The sequence below is a fragment of the Streptomyces sp. CoH27 genome (assembly GCF_020181035.1).
Classification (GTDB): Bacteria; Actinomycetota; Actinomycetes; order Streptomycetales; family Streptomycetaceae; genus Streptomyces; species Streptomyces camelliae.
Genome location: NZ_JAIQYY010000039.1, coordinates 1 through 18,416 on the forward strand (window position 1 = coordinate 1; position 18,416 = coordinate 18,416).

Annotated in this window: 14 protein-coding genes and 1 pseudogene; 5 read left to right on the top strand and 10 right to left on the bottom strand. The window is 68.7% G+C overall.

What is annotated here, in order from left to right; translation table 11 throughout:
• Window positions 1–74: 74 nt before the first annotated feature.
• Complete coding sequence (locus tag LE548_RS39800; RefSeq protein ID WP_225101966.1) at window positions 75–377, bottom strand: poly-gamma-glutamate hydrolase family protein; 303 nt, start codon at window positions 375–377, stop codon at window positions 75–77.
• Window positions 378–685: 308 nt separating this feature from the next.
• Between LE548_RS39800 and LE548_RS39805 the strand changes: the two genes are divergently transcribed.
• Window positions 686–1,222, top strand: coding sequence for a DUF4240 domain-containing protein (locus LE548_RS39805; protein WP_225101930.1), 537 nt, complete (start codon window positions 686–688; stop codon window positions 1,220–1,222).
• 9 nt (window positions 1,223–1,231) lie between these two features.
• Here the strand turns inward: LE548_RS39805 and LE548_RS46770 are convergent, their stop codons facing one another.
• Together LE548_RS46770 and LE548_RS39815 are read right to left on the bottom strand one after the other, a co-directional pair.
• Window positions 1,232–1,831, bottom strand: a complete 600-nt coding sequence (locus tag LE548_RS46770) for a transposase (RefSeq protein ID WP_225101931.1) — start codon at window positions 1,829–1,831, stop codon at window positions 1,232–1,234.
• Window positions 1,832–1,835: 4 nt separating this feature from the next.
• Window positions 1,836–3,944, bottom strand: a complete 2,109-nt coding sequence (locus tag LE548_RS39815; protein WP_225101932.1) for a WD40 repeat domain-containing protein — start codon at window positions 3,942–3,944, stop codon at window positions 1,836–1,838.
• A gap of 444 nt (window positions 3,945–4,388) precedes the next feature.
• Here LE548_RS39815 and LE548_RS39820 point away from each other — a divergent pair, with 444 nt between their 5' ends.
• Both LE548_RS39820 and LE548_RS39825 read left to right on the top strand, forming a co-directional pair.
• Window positions 4,389–6,356: a WD40 repeat domain-containing protein gene (locus tag LE548_RS39820; protein ID WP_225101933.1), complete on the top strand. Its 1,968-nt coding sequence runs from the start codon at window positions 4,389–4,391 to the stop codon at window positions 6,354–6,356.
• A 408-nt stretch (window positions 6,357–6,764) separates the two neighbouring features.
• Window positions 6,765–8,804: a PQQ-binding-like beta-propeller repeat protein gene (locus LE548_RS39825; protein ID WP_225101934.1), complete on the top strand. Its 2,040-nt coding sequence runs from the start codon at window positions 6,765–6,767 to the stop codon at window positions 8,802–8,804.
• A gap of 531 nt (window positions 8,805–9,335) precedes the next feature.
• Here LE548_RS39825 and LE548_RS39830 read toward each other — a convergent pair.
• Together LE548_RS39830 and LE548_RS39835 are read right to left on the bottom strand one after the other, a co-directional pair.
• Entirely contained in the window at window positions 9,336–9,806 is a 471-nt protein-coding gene (locus LE548_RS39830) for an HIT family protein (RefSeq protein ID WP_225101935.1), read from the bottom strand.
• A 91-nt stretch (window positions 9,807–9,897) separates the two neighbouring features.
• Complete coding sequence (locus tag LE548_RS39835; RefSeq protein WP_225101936.1) at window positions 9,898–10,851, bottom strand: IS630 family transposase; 954 nt, start codon at window positions 10,849–10,851, stop codon at window positions 9,898–9,900.
• Between the two features lie 161 nt (window positions 10,852–11,012).
• Here LE548_RS39835 and LE548_RS39840 point away from each other — a divergent pair.
• A pseudogene (locus LE548_RS39840) lies at window positions 11,013–12,008 on the top strand (IS701 family transposase).
• Between the two features lie 147 nt (window positions 12,009–12,155).
• Here the strand turns inward: LE548_RS39840 and LE548_RS39845 are convergent.
• The 5 genes from LE548_RS39845 to LE548_RS39865 all read right to left on the bottom strand — a co-directional run bounded on the left by LE548_RS39845 (window position 12,156) and on the right by LE548_RS39865 (window position 17,375).
• Entirely contained in the window at window positions 12,156–13,037 is an 882-nt protein-coding gene (locus LE548_RS39845) for a hypothetical protein (RefSeq protein ID WP_225101937.1), read from the bottom strand.
• Window positions 13,038–13,044: 7 nt separating this feature from the next.
• Complete coding sequence (locus LE548_RS39850) at window positions 13,045–13,422, bottom strand: hypothetical protein (RefSeq protein WP_225101938.1); 378 nt, start codon at window positions 13,420–13,422, stop codon at window positions 13,045–13,047.
• Complete coding sequence (locus LE548_RS39855) at window positions 13,415–15,154, bottom strand: hypothetical protein (RefSeq protein WP_225101939.1); 1,740 nt, start codon at window positions 15,152–15,154, stop codon at window positions 13,415–13,417. Before LE548_RS39855 ends, LE548_RS39850 begins: the two co-directional genes overlap by 8 nt.
• Before the next feature lie 448 nt (window positions 15,155–15,602).
• A complete protein-coding gene (locus tag LE548_RS39860) occupies window positions 15,603–16,436 on the bottom strand; it encodes a hypothetical protein (RefSeq protein WP_225101940.1) in 834 nt (277 codons plus the stop codon).
• A gap of 114 nt (window positions 16,437–16,550) precedes the next feature.
• Window positions 16,551–17,375 (bottom strand): LysR family transcriptional regulator, encoded by an 825-nt coding sequence (locus LE548_RS39865; RefSeq protein WP_225101941.1) that lies wholly within the window; start codon window positions 17,373–17,375, stop codon window positions 16,551–16,553.
• A 166-nt stretch (window positions 17,376–17,541) separates the two neighbouring features.
• Here LE548_RS39865 and LE548_RS39870 point away from each other — a divergent pair, with 166 nt between their 5' ends.
• Window positions 17,542–18,240, top strand: coding sequence for an SDR family oxidoreductase (locus tag LE548_RS39870; protein WP_225101942.1), 699 nt, complete (start codon window positions 17,542–17,544; stop codon window positions 18,238–18,240).
• Window positions 18,241–18,416: the final 176 nt, after the last annotated feature.

Sequence of the window (18,416 nt, forward strand, 5' to 3'; positions counted from 1 at the left end):
CATCGTTGCAGGTCAGCGGTACTCTCCGCTTATTTGATCAAGACCCGGACAACCCCACTCGCGAAAGCGCGAGGCTAGTGGGAGTCGAGGCCGAGTTCGTGGTTCTTGATCCCCTCGCGGACGGCGCTCACGAAGCTGTTCCAGAAGTGGTCGGCGTAGGGGCTGTCCGGGCTCGGCACGCCGGCTGTCGTCCTGCGCCTGGCCGCGCTGGAGAAGTCACCGAACATCGCCTTGCGCAGCGCGGTGGACAGTTCCATCTGGGCGTCGGCGCCGGTGCGGGTGCGGGTGCGGTTGACGATGTTGGCCGGGTCGTTGCCGTAGATGGGGTCGGTGCCCCTCGCGGAGTCGGTTGATGAGGAGGCCCTGGCAGTACGCAGGGACGCCCAGGTCCTCGGGAATCTCCCCTCGAAGACGCTGGAGGTGCTGTGGGATGCCGGGGCGGATTACCTGCCGAGCTTCGAGCGGCTCGGTGGAGGGAGCGGAGTGGACGCGGACGGTCGTCGACCTGTGTGACGCGCGGCTCTCGGCGAAGGCGGAGGTACGACGCTCACAGGGCAGGAGCACAGACTCTTCGATGAACTGGTCGCCTTTCCGGCCCCGAGCCTGGAGGCGGAGCAGGTGGCAGCGTGATCTCCAACCGTCGGGATCGCTGGGCTGTCAGTACCAGGTGGCATGCTCCGCCACCATGAACAAACAGCAGTTCTGGGAGCTCATCGCAGCAGCCCGCGACCAGGTGATCAACCCGCACGAGAGCGAATCGGTCGCTCGCGAGGCAACCTCGCTGCTGGCCGTCCGGACAGCCGAGGAGATCGTCGCGGCTCAACAGGTGTTGTGGGACCTGATGGCTGAGTCCTACACCAACCCGCTGTGGGCTGCTGCCTACGTCATCAACGGCGGATGCTCAGACGACGGCTTCGACTACTTCCGCGGCTGGCTGATCGCTCAGGGGCGTGAGGTCTTCGATCGCGTCGTCGCTGATCCTGATGCCCTCGCAGAACTGCCCGTCGTGCAAGCCTCCGTGGCCGACGGCCTCGACCTGGAGGGTGAGGACGTCCTGGGCATCGCCTGGGACGCACACGTCACGGCGACCGGTGATCAGCTCCCTGCAGACGCATTTACCATCCGCTACCCGCAACTGGACCCTGCCTGGGCCTTCGATTTCGACGACTCAGACGAGATGGCGCGCCGTCTGCCGCGTCTGGCTGCCCTCTACCTGGACTAAGCTTGATCATTAACCTCGCTGCTGTTTCAGGCGGACATGTTCGGTGAGGGTTTCGATTCGTTTCACGGTCTTCCCTGGCTCGTGACGTGGGGGTGACCGGCGGTTCTTCGAGCCGGGTGGGCGTCCGGGTCCGGGCTTGGAGGGCCTGGGCACGCTGGCGGGGCGGGTGGTCTTCACGCGGAGGTGGCGGAACCCCCGGCGGACTCGGGCCGGGTGAGCCGACGTGGCTCGCTGGGCCGTCAGGTGAGCGAAGAGGCGCTCGACGATCCACCGGTTGGGCAGCACTACGAAGCCACGCATGTCGTCGCTGCCTTTGACGATCGCCAGGACCAGCGCGAGCGTGGCCAGGCAGTGCTCGACGAGGCTGCCGGTGTAGCCGCCGTCGGCCCAGAGCAGTTCCAGCCGGTGGTGCACATCGGTGACCTGCCCGAGCAGCACCTGGGCAGCGGTGTGGTCGCCGGTGTCCGCGGCGGTGACCATCACGCCCAGCAGCAGGCCGACGGTGTCGACCACGACATGCTGCTTGCGGCCGTTGATCAGCTTGCCGCCATTGAAGCCCTGGCTGTCCGCGTCGATGACGGCGTCCGCACGATCAGAGGTTGAGAACACGCTCTCAGCGGCGATGGGTCAGGACCGCTATGTCCGCGCCGAAACCGACCACCAGCCGCCCGTCGGGCGCCACCGTCAGTCCCCTGATACGGGAAGGAAAGGCGTACGTACCGATCTGCTGCCCCGTGCTTGCGTCCCACATCCACACGGTTCGGTCGCCGCCGGCGACGACGACAGGGCGACCGTCCAGTGTGCCGGTCGCCCCCGCACGCACCTCACTGGTGTGTCCCGTCAGCGGCGGTGCCAGCAGTTCGCCCGTGGCCAGGTCCCAGAGATGGACTCCTTCTGCCCTGAGGCTGGTGAGAATGACGCTGCGGCCTTCGAGCGTCTCCAGGGCCAGGGCGCCTCGTTGCCGCGGCTGCACTCCGATCCATTGGCTCGCGGTCAGGTCCCAGACACGGCCTTCCCCGGTCACGGCGACGAAGCGGCCATCGACTACCCCGAAGAACTCGATGAAGGAGCTGGTGTACTCACTGGTCGACCGTCCGTGCAGCTCTTCCCGGGTGGTCAGGTCCCATATCCGCACCGTCTTGTAGCCGTCGCCGCGCGTGAGGAGGGTGGGCCGTCCGTCCACCGTCCCCGCCGTCAGCAGATCCACGGCAATGGTATGGCCGGTCAGGGGCTCACCGAGCTGTCCCTTGCCGCCGAGGTCCCAGATCCGCACTCCCGCGTCCGAGCCGCCGGTGACGATGACGCAACTGCCGTCCACGACGGCCGTGGTGACCCCTGTCACGGAGCCGGCATGACCAGTCAGCCAGCTACCCGTCTCCTTTTCACCGTCGAGGTCCCAGATCCGAACCGATCTGTCGTCGCCACCGGTGACCGCGAGGTGACGCCTGTTCACCACCGCCGTCGCCGTTCCCCGCACAGCCGCCTCGTGACCCGTCAGCGACGGCCGCAGCTGCCGGAGGGTGGACAGATCCCACACCTCGACCGGCCCATGGGCGTACCCGACGAGGGCGGCGGGGCGGTCGTGGAGCACCCTCACGGCCGCCGTTTCCACGAAGGCCGCAACAGGCTCACCGACCTGCTCGCGCGTGGCCAGGTTCCAGACGTGCACCTCGTAGGCGTTGGCGCTGACGGCCATCGGGCACTCGGACGCCGGATCTGTCACCAGAAAGTGCGCCCTGGCGTTGAGGTCCAGACTGGCGCAGTGCCCTGTCTCCCCGTCGCCGTCACTGCCGCCTTCCGCCGTCCGGTTGTACGCCTGGTCCGCGAACACAGGAGGCTCGTCGTGACGGTCGCCCAGGGCGCCGAACTCCCGTCCCGTGATCAGGTCCCACACTCGGACGTTTTCCTCCCCCGTGATCAGGTCCGTCGCCCCAAGTTCTGTGGAGTGGCTGGTGACAGCGACGGGGCGGCCGTCCAGCACCGCCGTCGCCAGAGCGGACACAAAGCCGGTGTGTATGGTCAACGGCTCACTGTGCTGGGAGAGGGTGGCCAGATCCCACACTCTCACCACGTCGTCGATGCAGGCGCCGACCACGACCGGTCGACCCTCGACCAGTCCCGCGGCCAGCAATTTCACCCAGGAGTCATCGTCGGCGGAGCACGTACCGACCAGTTCTCCCCGCGCCAAGTCCCAGACCCGCATCGTTCGGTCGAAGCCGCCGGTGACAGCGACAGGACGACCGTCCAGCACCGCCGTCGCCAGCGCACGTACGTCGCCGGTGTGAGCGGACACGGCCTTGCCGTATCGGCTGCCCGTGGCCAGATCCCACGCGTGCAGCGTGCCGTCCTCGCAACCGGCGACAGCGATACCACGGCCCTCCACGACCACGGTCGCCAAGACGCCCACCTTGGCCGGCACCGGCAACGCGTACCGCAGCCGGGAGTCCAAGTCGCTGCCCGTCGCCCACTGCACGACCCAGGGGTCATCCATCTCTTGGCGGACTGCAACCTGGGCGATGTTTCTTGCCAGCTCTCGGTTCCCGTACCGGGCGGCGTCCAGCGCCAGTACCTGCCGCCGCACCCCCGCACTGGCGTCACGGTGCACATGCCCCGACGTCCGGTACACAGCAGCCGCCAGGATCTCCTCCTGCCCGGCAGCGCCGTCCAGGCCCGCGAGGACCAGCTCCGGGTCCCCGTGCACCAGCCATCCAGGATCGGTCAACCGGCCACCTGCCGCCGCAACTTCGCGGTCCGGACCGCTGCTTGAGAGTTCACCAGACATAACCGGCATGGTAACCATGCCACCCTCGTCAACGGTCCGGGCACACACGCCGAAGGAACGTCCCGCAGCAACATACGCACTTCCACGCACACCCCCGCCGACACGGCCCGATGCGACCAGAATGCCAGGTACACGGTCTCCTCGGGGCCCAGACCCAGGGCCGATCGGCTCGTGCACGACGAGCTTCGAAGATTGCTGCGCGGGGCCGGCGGACTCGGTTCGGGCCAAGGGCTCGTCGATCGGATGACGAACCGAGCGAAAGGCTGCCGGACACCAAGCCGCCTCCTGATTGTCAGTGCCGCCTGCGAGACTCGTTCCATGATTCCGAAGCTGCCTTTGGACAGCCCTCGTTGGCGTGGCTTTGACGGTGTGAAGGTCGAGGAGATGCAGGTACTCCTGGCGCAGTTGGCCTCCGCGGCTGCCACCGGGGGCGGCGACGCGTGGCGCCGTACCTGGACGGACCTGTCCGGCGGCCTGATGGATGACGGAGTCGTCGCCGACGGGGCCTATGCGGCCCTGCCGCATCTCGTCGAGGCGGCAGCGGTCCTGCCTCCGGGACAGACCGTGGACTTCTGGGTGGACCTCGGGTTCATGGTGACCGCCGATTACCGGCCCCCCGTCCCGGCCGATCTTGAGGAGGGGTTCGGCGCCGCACTGCGGCTGGCCGAGCGGGCGGCCACCCGAAGCCTCCTCGCCGCTGGTACTCCCGGGCAGGTCTGCGCCCAACTCGCCCTCTCCTGCGTGGCCTTGGCCAGCAACCCCATGGGCGAGGTGCTGGGGCAGTTCCCGGATCTCGGGGACAGCGGCCTGCTGTTGTCGTGTCCCGCTTGCGGAAGCGACACGGAGATCCCCGACTTCTTCGTGGACCCGGCGCGTGCGCCCCTCAAGGCTCCACTGCTGCCCAGCCCCGCCCCTGTCCGGGAGGAAGGGCATCCGTGGGGCGAGGTCGCCGCGGCATTGCGGGAGGAGGCGCTGGGGGAGGGCTGGGAACCCTTCCTGCAGGTGGCACGCGACGTCGCGGTGAGGGGGGTGTCTCCCGAAACACCAGGACAGGCCGTCCTGTGCCTGGTCGCCGGGATGGTTGCGGTCAGGGGCACCCCACAGCGGGCCGCAGGGAAATTGGCCCGCCGACTGATGTCGCTCACCGGGCACTTCCGGTGCTGGGACTGCGAGCGGACGTGGACGATCGCGGACGGCCTGGTGGAGAACCCGGACGGTGCGCTTCCCCAACACGGTCCGGCTGGTGCGCGGACGGACTTTGACGGGTCGACTGCCGCAGCGGAATCAGCGGCGGCCGGACAACCCAGCCGAGCGGCGACCCGATTCCGGCAGGAAGACAACGCGGTGGTCGCGGCCGACGGCACACCCTGGGGTCGTATATCGGTGTTCTCCGATTCCGTGCCCGGTTCGTTGGGGGGTGTCTACGCCCTGGCGGTGGTGTCCCGCCCCGGTGGGCCGAACCTCGTGGCCGGCGCCGGGGACAAGGGCGTGGTGTGCCTGTGGGACGTGACCGACGGCCGGCTCGTCCACGACCCGCTCCCAGGACATCCTGACGCCGTCCGCTCGATGACCACCCTGCTCCTGCCCGACGGCCGCGTCCTTCTGGCAAGCGGAGGCGACAGCGGGACGATCGCCATGTGGAACCCCCTCACCGGGCAGCCGGTTCGCGAACCTGCCGGCGACTGGCCCGGCGGGGTGACCGAAATGTGCACCGCTGTCGTCCCCGACGGCCACACCCTGCTCGTCACCGCCACCCCCAAAGGCGCCGTCCGGATGTGGGAACCGGACAGTGGTGAGTGCGTCAGGCGCCTCAACCCCTACGGCAGTCCGATCCAGTCGGTCACCGCCGTCCCGATCTCCGCCGACCACACGCTGATCGCGGCCGCGGACACCGCGGGCCGCGTTCACGTGTGGGATCCAGCCGTCGACGACCCCTGGGACCGCGGCGCGGCCGTGCAACTGAGCGCACGCGCGCTCGCCGATGCCGACCACCGGGTGGCGGCCGTGGAGGCTGTCTGGACACCCGACCGAACCCTGCTGGCCACAGCAGACAACCTCGGGGTCGTCATGCTCTGGGATCTCTCCACCGGTACCCCCGTAGGCGATGGTCTGCCCAGCTCCACAGGCACCGCCGGCCCGCCGCTCATCACCGCCGCCACCCAGCACGGCGGTCGCACGGTCCTGATCACCGGCACCCGTCACGGTCACCGGCTGCGGGTGTGGGAACCACAGACCGGCGCAGTGCAGCACATCTCCTTGGACGTGTCGCTCACCTGCCTGGCCACCGCGGGCGCGGACCTGATCGTCGGACATGACCGCGGAGTCCTCAGCCTCCCGCTCGGCAGGCAGTGAACATGTTCGGCCACCACCCCGTCCCACCCGTCGCGCGGGGTAACGAGACGGACAGGCGAGAACCTGCACGACGTGCGCGACAGAGCGGCCCGTGGCCGCAACCCTGCAGCCGGTGCGCCCGCACGGTCGTCCGGCGGCGGGCGGACAAGCCGCGCCGACCGAAGGACGCCGTTCAACAGCCGGCGTGCCAGGAGTTCACCGTCCGCCCCGGTCACGGCCGCTGCCGGAACCCGGGTGCGACGAGCCCGATCGCAGCCAACGCCCGGTGTGGCCAGGTGGATTCACGGTTGCGCGCCTCAAAAACGACATGTCAGAGTTCGGTGCATTGTCGGCTTCCGCAGTGTCGTCACCCGCACGGCGTCAAGCCAACGCCACAGGGCGGACGGTGCAGTGCAGGGAGGGGAAGCGATGACTGGTGTCGAGGTGAGCGACAGAACGCTGTGGAGAGTGCCGGGCGGGGGCGTGCTCTACCACACGCCGGCGATGGCCGACGGCGCCGTCTACGTCCGTGACGAGTTGTTCGATCTGGCAGCAATCGACGCGGATACCGGACAGCGACGCTGGACACTGCACGTCGACGCCGGGATCGAAACATCGCCGGCGGCGGGCGACGGCGGTGTGTACTTCGCCGACACCGTCGGCTGTCTGACGGCGGTGGATGCCGCGAGTGGCGCGGTGCGGTGGAAGTGGAGAGCGGGCCGGTCGAAGATGTCGGCGCCGACGGTGGCCGACCACATCGTGTACTCCGTGTCGCACGACGGCAGGATGTGGGCGGTGGACGGGCTCACCGGCCAACCGGTGTGGAACGTCAAGGTGGCGGACCACCGCACCTCCAACAATCCACCGCCGGCAGTGTCCCAGGGGTTGCTGTACGCGGCCGTGGGAGGCCGCCTGCTGGCCCTGGACACAGCCACCGGAAGCAGGCGATGGGACATCCTCCCCTCCGGCGGCGTGCGGCAGTCGCCGACAGTGACCGGCGGCAGCGTGTATGTGGGCAACGACGAAGGCCTGCTCGCGATGGACGCCGCGACGGGCCAGGAACGCTGGCGGCTGTCCCCCGGAGGAGCGGTGTGGGCGAGCCCCGCAGTGGACGAGGGCATCGCGGTCGTCGGTGTCGTCGGCTGGTATCTGATCGCAGTGGACACCGGGACCGGTCGGGAGAGGTGGCGGCTGAAGACCCGCGGTGAGATCCACGCGACGCCGGCGATCGCCGACGGCACGGTGTACGCGGGCAGCCACGACGGGCGCCTGTGGGCCGTGGACGCGGCCACCGGCGAGACACACTGGAAGGTCAGGACCACCAGGCCGGTGCACTCCACGCCGTTGGTGAGCGGCGGCACGGTGTACATCGACAGCCTCGATGAGCACCTCTACGCCGTACGGGCCCATCGGCAAGGTGAAGCACCCGCCGAGGATCACCGCGCCGCATCCGCCCGTCCGACACCGACGAACGCCCCTTCGGAATCCAGCTCGGCTCCGATCAGCGGCACCGTGCGCTGGCAGGTGCACGCCCGTAACGCGGGAGCCTTCACCGTAGCCGTCGCCGACGGCGTCGTGTACCAGCCCAGCCACCGTGACCTGCTGGCGTTGGACGCCGCCACCGGCCAGGAACGGTGGCGCCTGACGTCCGCCCTCCCGTTCCACTCGTCACCGTTGGTCGTCGACGCCACTCTGTACATCCGCAACGGGAAACACCTGTGGGCCGTGGAAACGGGCACCGGACACGTGCGGTGGAAGCGTGCGACTGACTACGCGGGAGATACCCGGCCGGCGGTGGCCGACGGCACGGTGTACCTGGCCGTCGGCGACGGAATGTGGGCGGTGGACGCGGCCACCGGCCGCAGGCGGTGGAAGCAGCGGCTCAGGTCGCGCTACCCGCGCTCCTACGAGGAGTTCACGTCCCCCGCGGTGGCCGACGGCCGGGTCTACGTCTCTCACCCCCGTGACTCCCTGTGGGCGGTGGACGCCGCTACGGGAAGCAAGCTCTGGCAGGTGAAGACCTACGCCTCGCCCTACACCGCACCGGTGGTGGCCGACGGCACCGTCTACGCCGGCCGTGATCATGGCCTGGTCGCGCTGGACGCCGCCACTGGTGAACAGCGGTGGCAGCGGCGCTTCGGCAGTCCGACGTGGTCCACGCCCGCGGTCGTCGACGGGACCGTGTACATGGGCAGCAACGGCTGGTACCTGTGGGCCGTGGACGCGGCCACCGGGGAGGAACGCTGGAAGCAGGAGACCGGACGCGCCCGTGAGTCGTCGGCGGCGGTGGCGGACGGGACCGTGTACATCGGTAGCGAGGACCAGTCGCTCTGGGCGGTGGACGCGGTCACGGGCGAGGAACGCTGGCGTCTGCAGACCGGTGGGGAGGTGCGTGCGACGCCCGTGGTGGCGGACGGGACTGTGTATGTCGGCAGCAAGGACGATTTCCTGTACGCGATTCACACCTGACGCCCTGCGTCCCCTTCCCCCACGGGAAACGCTCACTCGCAGGACGGGGAAAGACCTTCAGCCCTCCGCGAGGCCGCTGGTCACACGTACTCATGAACACCCCTGGCAGCGGCGTGTGCGACTCGATGGCAGCGGACGTCTGGGCCGCTACCAGAGGCTCTCCAGGCCGAGCTGTGGGATGCGGAGGCCGTGTGGGAGCGATTCATGATCGCCCGCGAGACCGTTAGCGAGGTTCTGGCGGAGCCTCGTGGTGCCGGGGACGCGCCGCCGGTCGCGGTGGCCGGCGAAGAGTCGGTGCAGGTCACGGCGACTGTGCCCGGTTCGGTGGTGCCGCACTGGCGGGAAGGACTCGCCCCGACGGTTCTCGTGTCGGGCTACCAGCGAATCATGGATGTCCTGGCGGACGGGGCGGAACCGGTGGGAGGCGATGGACTGCCGTCAACTCGCGGCGTCCCTGGTGCCGCATCAAGCAACGTTGGCCCTGTTCGCGGCCTTGGGGGAGTCGCTCGTCGTCAGCGTGGTTACCGGACGCTACCGCAGCGCCGCCTTCAGCCGGCCGAGCTGGGCCAGCAGCTCGGCCGGGGCGAGTGAGCGGGCGGTGGCGAATGCCTGGTCCGGGAGCATGGTGCGCGGGCCGGGGTCGTCCAGGTAGCGCGGCAGCACGTGGGTGTGCACGTGCGCCACTGAGTTGTTCATGCACTGGTAGTTGATCTGCGCGGGCGCGAAAACGCGATGGATCGCGGCGCCGACGGTCCGGACCGCCGACCAGTAGCCGGTGACCTCCGCATCGGTGAACAGCGCGGGATCGGGCACATGTCGGCCCCGGAACACCACCACGCTGTACCCGGGGCTCGCGGGCCGCTTCAACAGGTACGCATCGGCGAACTCACCGGCGTACCAGCGGACGCCCCATTCATCCTCGTCCGGCCGGCCCTGCGCGCATTTGGCGCACCCCTCGCCCGACCATTCTGCTTCCCACGAATCCGCCCATGTCCTGGCCACGGCCCGAGGCTACGGCACCGCGACAGCAGGGACCGGGCGCGGGACCTTGTGCGGACGACACCGGTGGCGCTACTGGAACTCGTGCCCCGCATCAGGCAACGTTCGCCCCGTTCACGATCGTACGGAGGCGCTCGTCGGCGGCGTGCTTGTTCCGCCAGATGATGTACCGGCGGATCATGCTGCCCTGCTCCTTGTGACTGGCGTGGCCGGTGCCGTCGAGGGTGAAGTAGCGCAGATAGCGGCAGAACTCCAGGAACTTCGAGCGGTTCTTGGTTTTCTTGTTGTGGCCGTAAAGCTGGTCTTTGCTCAGGTCGTAGGCGGCGAACAGGTGCCGGACACCATGCGGGCGGGTGTGGGTCGCCCGTCGCCTCGGCCTGGGCTCTCGCTCGGGGTCCTTGTGCCGTCCGCCGCGCTCGGCCCACTGGCGTCCGGGGTGGGGCTGGAGATTGAGCGGCCCGAACTCGTCCATGCAGAAGATGACCTCGGGCTCGCCCTCGTCGGGAATGACCTCGCCGTCGGCGATGGCGTAGAGATGCTCGACCCGTGCCTTCTTTTCGGCGTAGTCCGGGTCTTTCGAGGTCTTCCAGGTCTTTATGCGTTGAAAGGAGACGCCTTCCTCGCGGAGCAGGATGCGCAGGCCCTCGTGGCTGATGTCGTCGACCACCCCCTCGGCGACCAGGAAGTCGGCCAGCTTGACCAGGCTCCAGGTCGAGAACGGCAGATTGTGCTCGGCCGGCTTGGACTTGGCGATCTTCTTGATCTCACGGCGCTCGGGCAACGTGAAGGTCTTCGGCCGACCGCCTTTGTACTTCGGGTAGAGCGATACGAACCCGTCCGTGTTGAAGTTTCGGATCACGTCCCGGACCCGGTCCGCACTGGTGAACGTGACCTCGGCGATCTTCACCACGGGCATGCCCTGTGCGGACAGCAGCACCATCTGGGCCCGGCGCCAGGTCACCACTGACCCCGTGCCGCGGCGGACGATCCGCAGCAACCGCCTGCCCTCATCATCATCGATCTCGCGAACGTGTACTCGTTCAGCCACCCGCACAGCTTGACGGCCGCACGCCGTCCTGGGACAGGACCCGAGCGGCGCGTCACATCACATCGGGGCGAACGTTGCGTGGTGCGGCACTAGTAGTGCTTCGTTACGTTGAGTGATATCACCTGGTGGTGGGCATCTTCGTGGTGTGAGGCTGGGGGGAAGTGGAGCGGCTCCGGGGTGAGTTGGCGGAGTTCGTCGGTGATGTGTTCGCTTCGGTGCCGCGGCGGGATCAGCGGCGGTGGGGCGAGTGTCATCTGCGGGGTCTGATGCTGGACGGCCGTCGCAAGTCGGTCCAGCCGATGGCCGAGCGGCTGCCGGACGGCAACATGCAGGCGTTGCAGCAGTTCGTGAACCAGTCGCCGTGGGATCCGCTGCCGGTGCGGCGGCGGACCGCCGAGCGTTGTGCGAGGCGATCAGCCCTGAGGTGTGGGTGATCGACGACGTGTCGTTTCCCAAGTGCGGCACTTCCTCGGTCGGGGTGGCCCGCCAGTACTGCGGAGCGTTGGGCAAGCGGGCGAACTGCCAGGTTGCGGTCAGCGTCCATGCCGCCACCGACGCGGCTTCGTGTCCGCTGGACTGGCAGTTGTATCTGCCCCGGGAGTGGACGGACGAGCCGGGCCGCTGCCGGAAGGCCGGAGTGCCGCAGGGCACGGGCCATCAGGAGAAGTGGCGTCTGGCGCTTGGTCTGCTCGACGTGCTCGCCGAATGGGGGTTGAAGGCCCCTGTCGTGGTCGCTGATGCCGGCTACGGCGTCAGTACCCCGTTCCGCCTCGCGCTGGAGGAACGGGGCCTGGCTTATGTGCCGGCACTGACCGGGAAGGGCCGCCGCCCAGAAGGCGGGCGGCGGGCACTACCGGTGGGACGGCGTCCTGCCCCCACACGCGGTGCTGGTGGAATGGCCTGCCGGGCAGGAGGCTCCGACCGGTTACTGGATGTCGAACCTTCCCGCCACCACACCTGTCGAGGAACTCGTGCGGTGGGCGAAGATGCGCTGGCGGATCGAACACGACTACCGCGAACTCAAACACGGCCTCGGCCTGGACCACTTCGAGGGCCGCACCTGGCGCGGCTGGCACCACCACGTCACCCTCGTCACCGCTGCCCAGGCCTTTCTCACCCTCCGGCGGCTCGACCCAAAGGCACACACGCCGGCCTGACCCTCTACCAAGTCCTCGACACACTCCAGGACCTGTTGAGGTGCTGGACCGGCACCTGCACCACCTGCGGTCGCCCACTCACCACAAGCAGAACCGGAGCCAGAACCTGACGAAGCACTACTAACGTCCTGACCCGCAACAGCTAGATCACGGCGAGAAATGAGCCAACGCGATCTGGAGGATGTCGCGTTGCCGTGGCCAGTCGCTCTCGGGGCCCGCCACCAGCACCGCGTACTGCTTGCCGGTGGCGGTTCCGAAGGCGTGGTCGACGACCTGGCGGCGGGTGCCGTCCGGGCGGTCGTAGGCGTACACCAGCTCGGCCGCGGGTTCGCCCGAATCCTGGGAGATGTCCTGGAGGCTGATCTCCTTGTAGTTCTTGTTGTTCTCGGCGAGGTTGTGGGATGTTTCGGTCAGGGCCGCGCGGGGGGTCATGTCCGGCTCCTTGATGGCGAAGACCTGCAACAGGCTGCGGCCGTCGGGGGAGTTGTAGAAGGTGCCGTTCGACTTCTCCTCCCGCTGCCAGCCGTCCGGTACGGCGATGGTGAAGCCGGAGGCGTCCTCCTGGAGGACGTACCCGGGCGGGACGTCGGTCGGTGACGATGACGGCGAGTCGGTGGACCAGGCGCCGACGGTGCCCGTGTCCGTGGGCAGGCCGCCGCCCGTCGGCCCGCTGCCCGAGGTCGCCGTCTCGGACGCGCTGACCACGGACGCCGGGCCGGACCCGGTCCCGCCGTGCCCTCCGTCGCCCCGCACTGCCAGCACCCCGCCGGCGATCCCGCCCGACACCGCGGCGACCGTCGCGGCGGCGACGAGGGCCGTCGTACGCCGCGATCGACGCGTGGGCGCGGGCGGAGGCGTCACCGTGTACCCGAGGTCGTACGGGTCCTCCACGGGTTGCGGGGGGTCGTACGCCGGTACCGGCGAGGGCGGTGGCGACGGCGGGACCGGTGTCCCGGCCTCGCCCGCCGACTCCCAGCGCTGTGTCTCGTCGTTCCAGCGGATGCCGCTGTCCCCCGAAGCCCCGCTCATGCCACCGTCACCGTCCCAGCAGCGCGGAGACCGCCTGTGCGACCGCCGCGCCCGAGGCCGCCATGCCGACCGCCGTCGCCGCGTCCTGCAACGCGGTGCGCAGTCTGGTCAGCCGTCCGGGACTCGCCTGACCGGTGTTCTGGATCTCGTCCCGCGTGCCGGTGAGCTGTCTGGTCAGCTCGTCCGTCTCCGGGGTGCTGCGGAACGCCCGTAGCTCCTCGCGCAACTTCCCTACGGCTTCAAGCAGTTCGCGCTGCTCGGTGCTCAGCTGCTGCGGGCCCTCATAGTTGTTTGCCACGCTGCCTGCGCCGAAGGCGAAGGCCCCCTTCGCCGTACCGATGTTGACGTTCTGCGTGCCGCCGCTCGTCGGCTGCTGCTCATCCATTGCCACTGTCCATCCCTCCCGAGGGCCCCGCTTCCTGGTTGTTGGCCACTGCGCCGGACCCCATGGCGAAGGCGCCGCTCGCCTGCTCGATGAGCACTCCGCCGTTGCTGATGTTGACGATCTTCTGCTCGAACTCCTCGGTCTGCCAGCCCGCTTCGCGCAGCGCCTGGCGTACCCCGTTGGCCACCCGGTCCTGAATGGTCTTCAGATAACGCTGGTGGTCCATGTCCTGGAACAGCGACGCCTCGTCGTCCGAGCCCAGTTCGCGCACCGAGAGCGCCGGGCCGTCCGGCATCGATCTGCCGATGCCGCGGGACGCCAGCCGGGCCAGCAGGGTGAGCGTCTGCCAGACGGTGACCACGGACTGGCCGGCCGAGTGCGGCATCCGGGTCAGCGCCCAGACGGCCTTGCCGAGCGGGTTGGCGTGCAGGTAGTCGTGGGCCACCCGGTCGGCGTCCCGGAACAGCGGCCGTACCGGGCGCAGCACGTGCGGCGCGACCTCCAGCATCAGCATGCCGCCCTGGGTGTGCACCCGGACGAAGACGGTGGTGACCAGCTCCTCCTCCCAGCCGCCGACCTGCACCCGCAGGAAGTGGCGCCGGGTCTCGCCGCCCTCCTCGACCGCGCGGGCGCGGTGCTGCTCGAACTGCCCGTAGGGCGCCTGCTGTCGGCTGGGCAGCCCGTCCACCGGCAGGAAGACGCATTCGTCGATCTGCAACTGCCGCAGCCGGTCCCGTACGGCGGCCGCGCCCTCCGGGGTGCGGGCGGTGGCGGGCACCCGCAGCGCCTGCAGCAGAGGCTTGATCCGGTTGAGGATCGTCTGGTTGTCCAACGGGTCGGGCTTCTTCGCGCGATCCGCGCGCGGCTGCAGCTCCACGGAGAGGGACCAGGTGTCGTACGGCCTGCCCGCCCCGCAGAACGGCTGGTCCGCCCGGTACATCGCCAGCGGCTCGTGCTGCTCCACCCGGATGCGGTCCCGCAGCCGGTGGAAGCGGCTGCCCTCGGTGGTCCGCTCGGCCGGGTCGGCGCGGGCGTCGGGGAACCTGGCCCGGGACAGCTCACCGGTCAGCGCACGGCAGACCATGTGCCGCTCGAAGCCGACGGCCAGCGCCATCACCAGGGGGAACGCCAGCGCGATCCAGCCCTGGAGGCGGCCGGTCTGGTAGACGCCGTCGTCGGTGAAGACCAGCCGGGGGATCACCAGAACGTTCCAGAAATCGCGGGCCTGCTGCAGCAGGTCGGTGTTCTTCATGGCGATGGCGTACGGCGTCAGCAGCGCGAAGACGAAGGACAGCCACGCGTACCAGCGCATGTACCAGGCCAGACAGCGCCGGTACCAGACGGGCCGTGGGGCGGGCCCGCGCACCCGGCCGGCCAGGTAAATCAGCACCACCGGCATCAGGAACATCAGGCTCAGCCGGTTGGTGAGCGGCCAGCTGACGCCCCACAGCAGCAGAATCACCAACGCCCAGCCCAGATACAGGCGTTGGGCGCGCAGCGCGTGAGCCAGCACACGGGCGGCGTCGAAACCGAACGAGGGGGCGACGATGCGTTCCTCGTGGACGTACAACTCCTCGATGACCGCGTGCCGGTAGACCTCGTCGAGGTAGGTGCCGGCGCACAGCAGCCGGGTCGCCTCGCTGGCGTGCGGTGGGGTGCGTCCGCCTGCGGGCGGCGTGGATCGTCCGTCTGACGGCTCCGGTTGCGGCGGCACCAAGGTCTGCTGCGTCACTGTCTCGTCCCCCGGGGCGTTCTGCCCTGCCGTATGCGCTCAGTGAGTTGACGGGCCAACATCCAAGCATAAGGAGTGACGGCGCGATTACCGAATGGATAAATGGTGCGGATAGTGCGGCCGTGGCGAGGGGGTGTCACTGTGCGGCCCATTGACCTCGATTCTTCAGTGGCATGACGGCGTCGCCGTGCGCGGCTGGCTGCCCTTTATGACCCTTGCCGTGCGGGGACGGGTCGTCGCGTGACGCTGCGGGGCGTCGGGTTCCACGGGCCCGAGGGGTGTTGCGCGGGGCCGGGCGTACGACGTCGTCGCGCACGGTCACGCGCTGGCCGCGCTAAGAGGTTGTTGTCTCTCCGATCTTGGGCAGTGTCCGTCGAACGGAAGTCTCGGTTGGGTGACCGCTGCTGGTCGCGGGCATGGCGATACCCGTGCCGGAGGTCCTCGCGCCTCACCGTACCGACCCTGCAGCATGAGACCCCCCACCGCCGATTTGGAGGTGCTGCTCCCGGTCGTCGTCGAAGAGTGCCGCCGTGGTCCTTGGCAAGGCGATGATGTCAGTCAAGCTCCACAGGCCGCCGCCTGCCTGGGGTTCGCCTCCGTGCGGTGCCTTGGAGTGCTGCGAGGCCAGTGCCACCACTTGATGGGCGGGGTCGGGCAGGTAGGTCAGGCCCACGACGCCGAAGCGGGCGCGAGCGCCTGCTCGGGCCGCTGGCCGGTCTGCCAGCTGTGCCATGGTGGGCGGCTGGGTGAAGGATCCGGCGTAGAACTCAATCACCGGGAATTCGTTCGCACCGTGCAGCCCGTGGACGAACGCGGCGTGGAAGCGGTCGGCGAGTTGGATGGAGACAACGTCGCCGGGGCGTAGGAAGGTGACCGTTCTGGGATTGCGCGGCCGACGCGTCAGTGGTGTCGGTGCCGACCGCAGCAATGCCTTGATCGCCGGGGACTGCCTTTCGAACGCGTCGGACAGGACGACGTGACGGTTGAGCTCGTCGATGGAGGTCAAGGCTCTCGCGGTGATGGCGCTGTCGTGGAATCCGTACTTGTGCAGCAAGGTGGCCAGCGCCACCCACGCGACGTCCTTGGCCGCCGGTGTGGCGTCAGCGGCGTCGAGCAGGCAACGCCAACGTGTGAGGAGCGGCCGTATCACCGTCTTCTCGACCTCTGTATGCGACCGGCCGCGGTATGACATCTGCTCGCTGGTCCACCGAGCCACATCCTCATTCATCGCCTGGACGATTCCACCAGCCGCGAGCTTGTCCAGGATCTGCTGATGCCTCATTCCCGAAGCATGACAGAGCGTAATGGTACGCATCTGACGTACCCCCCGGGGCCAGGGCTTCGGCAAAGTGATCGATCGTCCGAGTGATCCAGTTGAGCTGCTAGATGTTGCGGGTCATGACGTTGATGCTGTCGCGATAGCGACGAAGTCTCTCGTCATTTGCGAGTCTCGGGAGGACGCCCAGGCGAGGAGGATCGGGGTCGGCGGGGCATCGCTGACGGGGATGGACGCGACGTCCGGATGGCGGTAGCGGTCAGCACAGAGAGCAGGCGTCATGTACACACCAGTGCTGCTGGCCAGGAGTTCAATCCTTTCTTCGACGTTCCGCACAGGGCGACCGTTTTCCCCTGCGGTCTCAAACCGCACGTTCTCGTAGGGAGCCAGGTCCGTGAGCGTGACTTCGGCATGTTGCGCGAGGTCATGTTCCGAGGACACCCTGATCAGGGTGGGTTCCATCTTGAGAATCTGAGTGATGAGTCCTTCGGTGGCCAACGGCGGAAGCACCACGGCCACGTCGGCATCTCCGACGAGTAGTGCGGCGGCTTGGGTATCCGCGTCGAGAGCCACTGTCCTGACCGTGAGGGTCGGGTGTTCGGCCTGGAAAGCTCTTACGGCTGCGCGGACCGAGATCGCGCGGTGGTGCCCGACCGTGAACACGGATCGTCCGGTGGCGAGGCCCCTGACGTTCGCTGCCAGATCAGCCGCATCCGCCAGCAGCTTCCGTCCGTCCTTGAGCAGTTCCCGGCCGGCCGGCGTCAGTTCGAGTGAGCGGGGGCGGCGGATGAAGAGAGGGCCCCCCAGTTCTCGTTCGAGGGTTTGGATCTGGCGGCTGAGGACGGGCTGGGCAATGTGCAGCGAAGCCGCGGCGCGAGTGAAGTTGCCCTCGTCCGCCACCGCGAGGAAGTAGCGGATCTTCCTCAGGTCCAGGTCGCCATCCATGCCTTCAGGGTATCGCTCGCGTGCTGAAGAGGTCTTGGACGGGACCGCCGCGCAGCCTGCAGTGTCGTTGGTGCCCCTCAATAACTCCTCATGAAGGCGAGATCTCTCCATGACCGCTCCCACGGACCAGGTCCTGTCTGTCCCGTCCGAACTCGACGGTGACCGGGTGGTGATCATCGGCGGTACTTCGGGCATCGGCTGGGCGACCGCCCAGCGCGCGGCTGCGCTGGGCGCTGGCGTTGTCGTCGCATCCCGACGTCCCGAGGCGGTCGCAGCAGCCTTGGACCGGCTCCCCGAGTCCGCCGAGGGATACGCACTCGACCTTCGGGACGCCAAAGCTGTGCGAACCTTCTTCGCCGGCATCGGCGCGCACGACCACCTCGTTGTCACTGCGGGCGACGACCTGCTGTTCGGTGCGCTTGCCGACACTGACGTTCGAGCGATGCAGGACCTGGCGTCGGTCCGGGTGTGGGGAGCGATCGCGGCCACCCAGGCAGCCCTGCCGTACGTGCGCAAGTCGGTGACGCTCAGCGGCGGCGCCGGGCTCCTGAGGCCGACCCCGGGCTTCACGGCGTGCGCCACGATCCTGGGCGCCATCGAGGCATTCACCCGGGCGGCTGCGGCCGAACTCGCACCGGTCCGGGTCAACGCGGTCTTCCCGGGCCTGGTTCGCAGCCCGCTGTGGGACGGCATGCCCGATGCCGAGCGTGAGCAGCTCTACAGCGCGACGGCTGCGGAACTGCCGGTCGGCAGGATCGGCGAGCCCGCCGACGTCGCCAAGGCATTCACGCACCTCATGTCGAACGCCTACACCACCGGCCAGACACTCGTGATCGACGGCGGAGCCACCATCGGCGCGCGATGACCCCCTCTACGTGACGCCATGGCCTTGCGGCTTCCGCCAGCCAGGACATGCCGATGGGCTGCACGGCGCCTCGGGGCGGGTCACCCCACCCCGAGGCGCCGTGCAGCCGGATGATGATCCCGGCCGGCAACGACATGACTCGGGCGACGAGTGGACGCAGTTCGTGATCGGTGTGG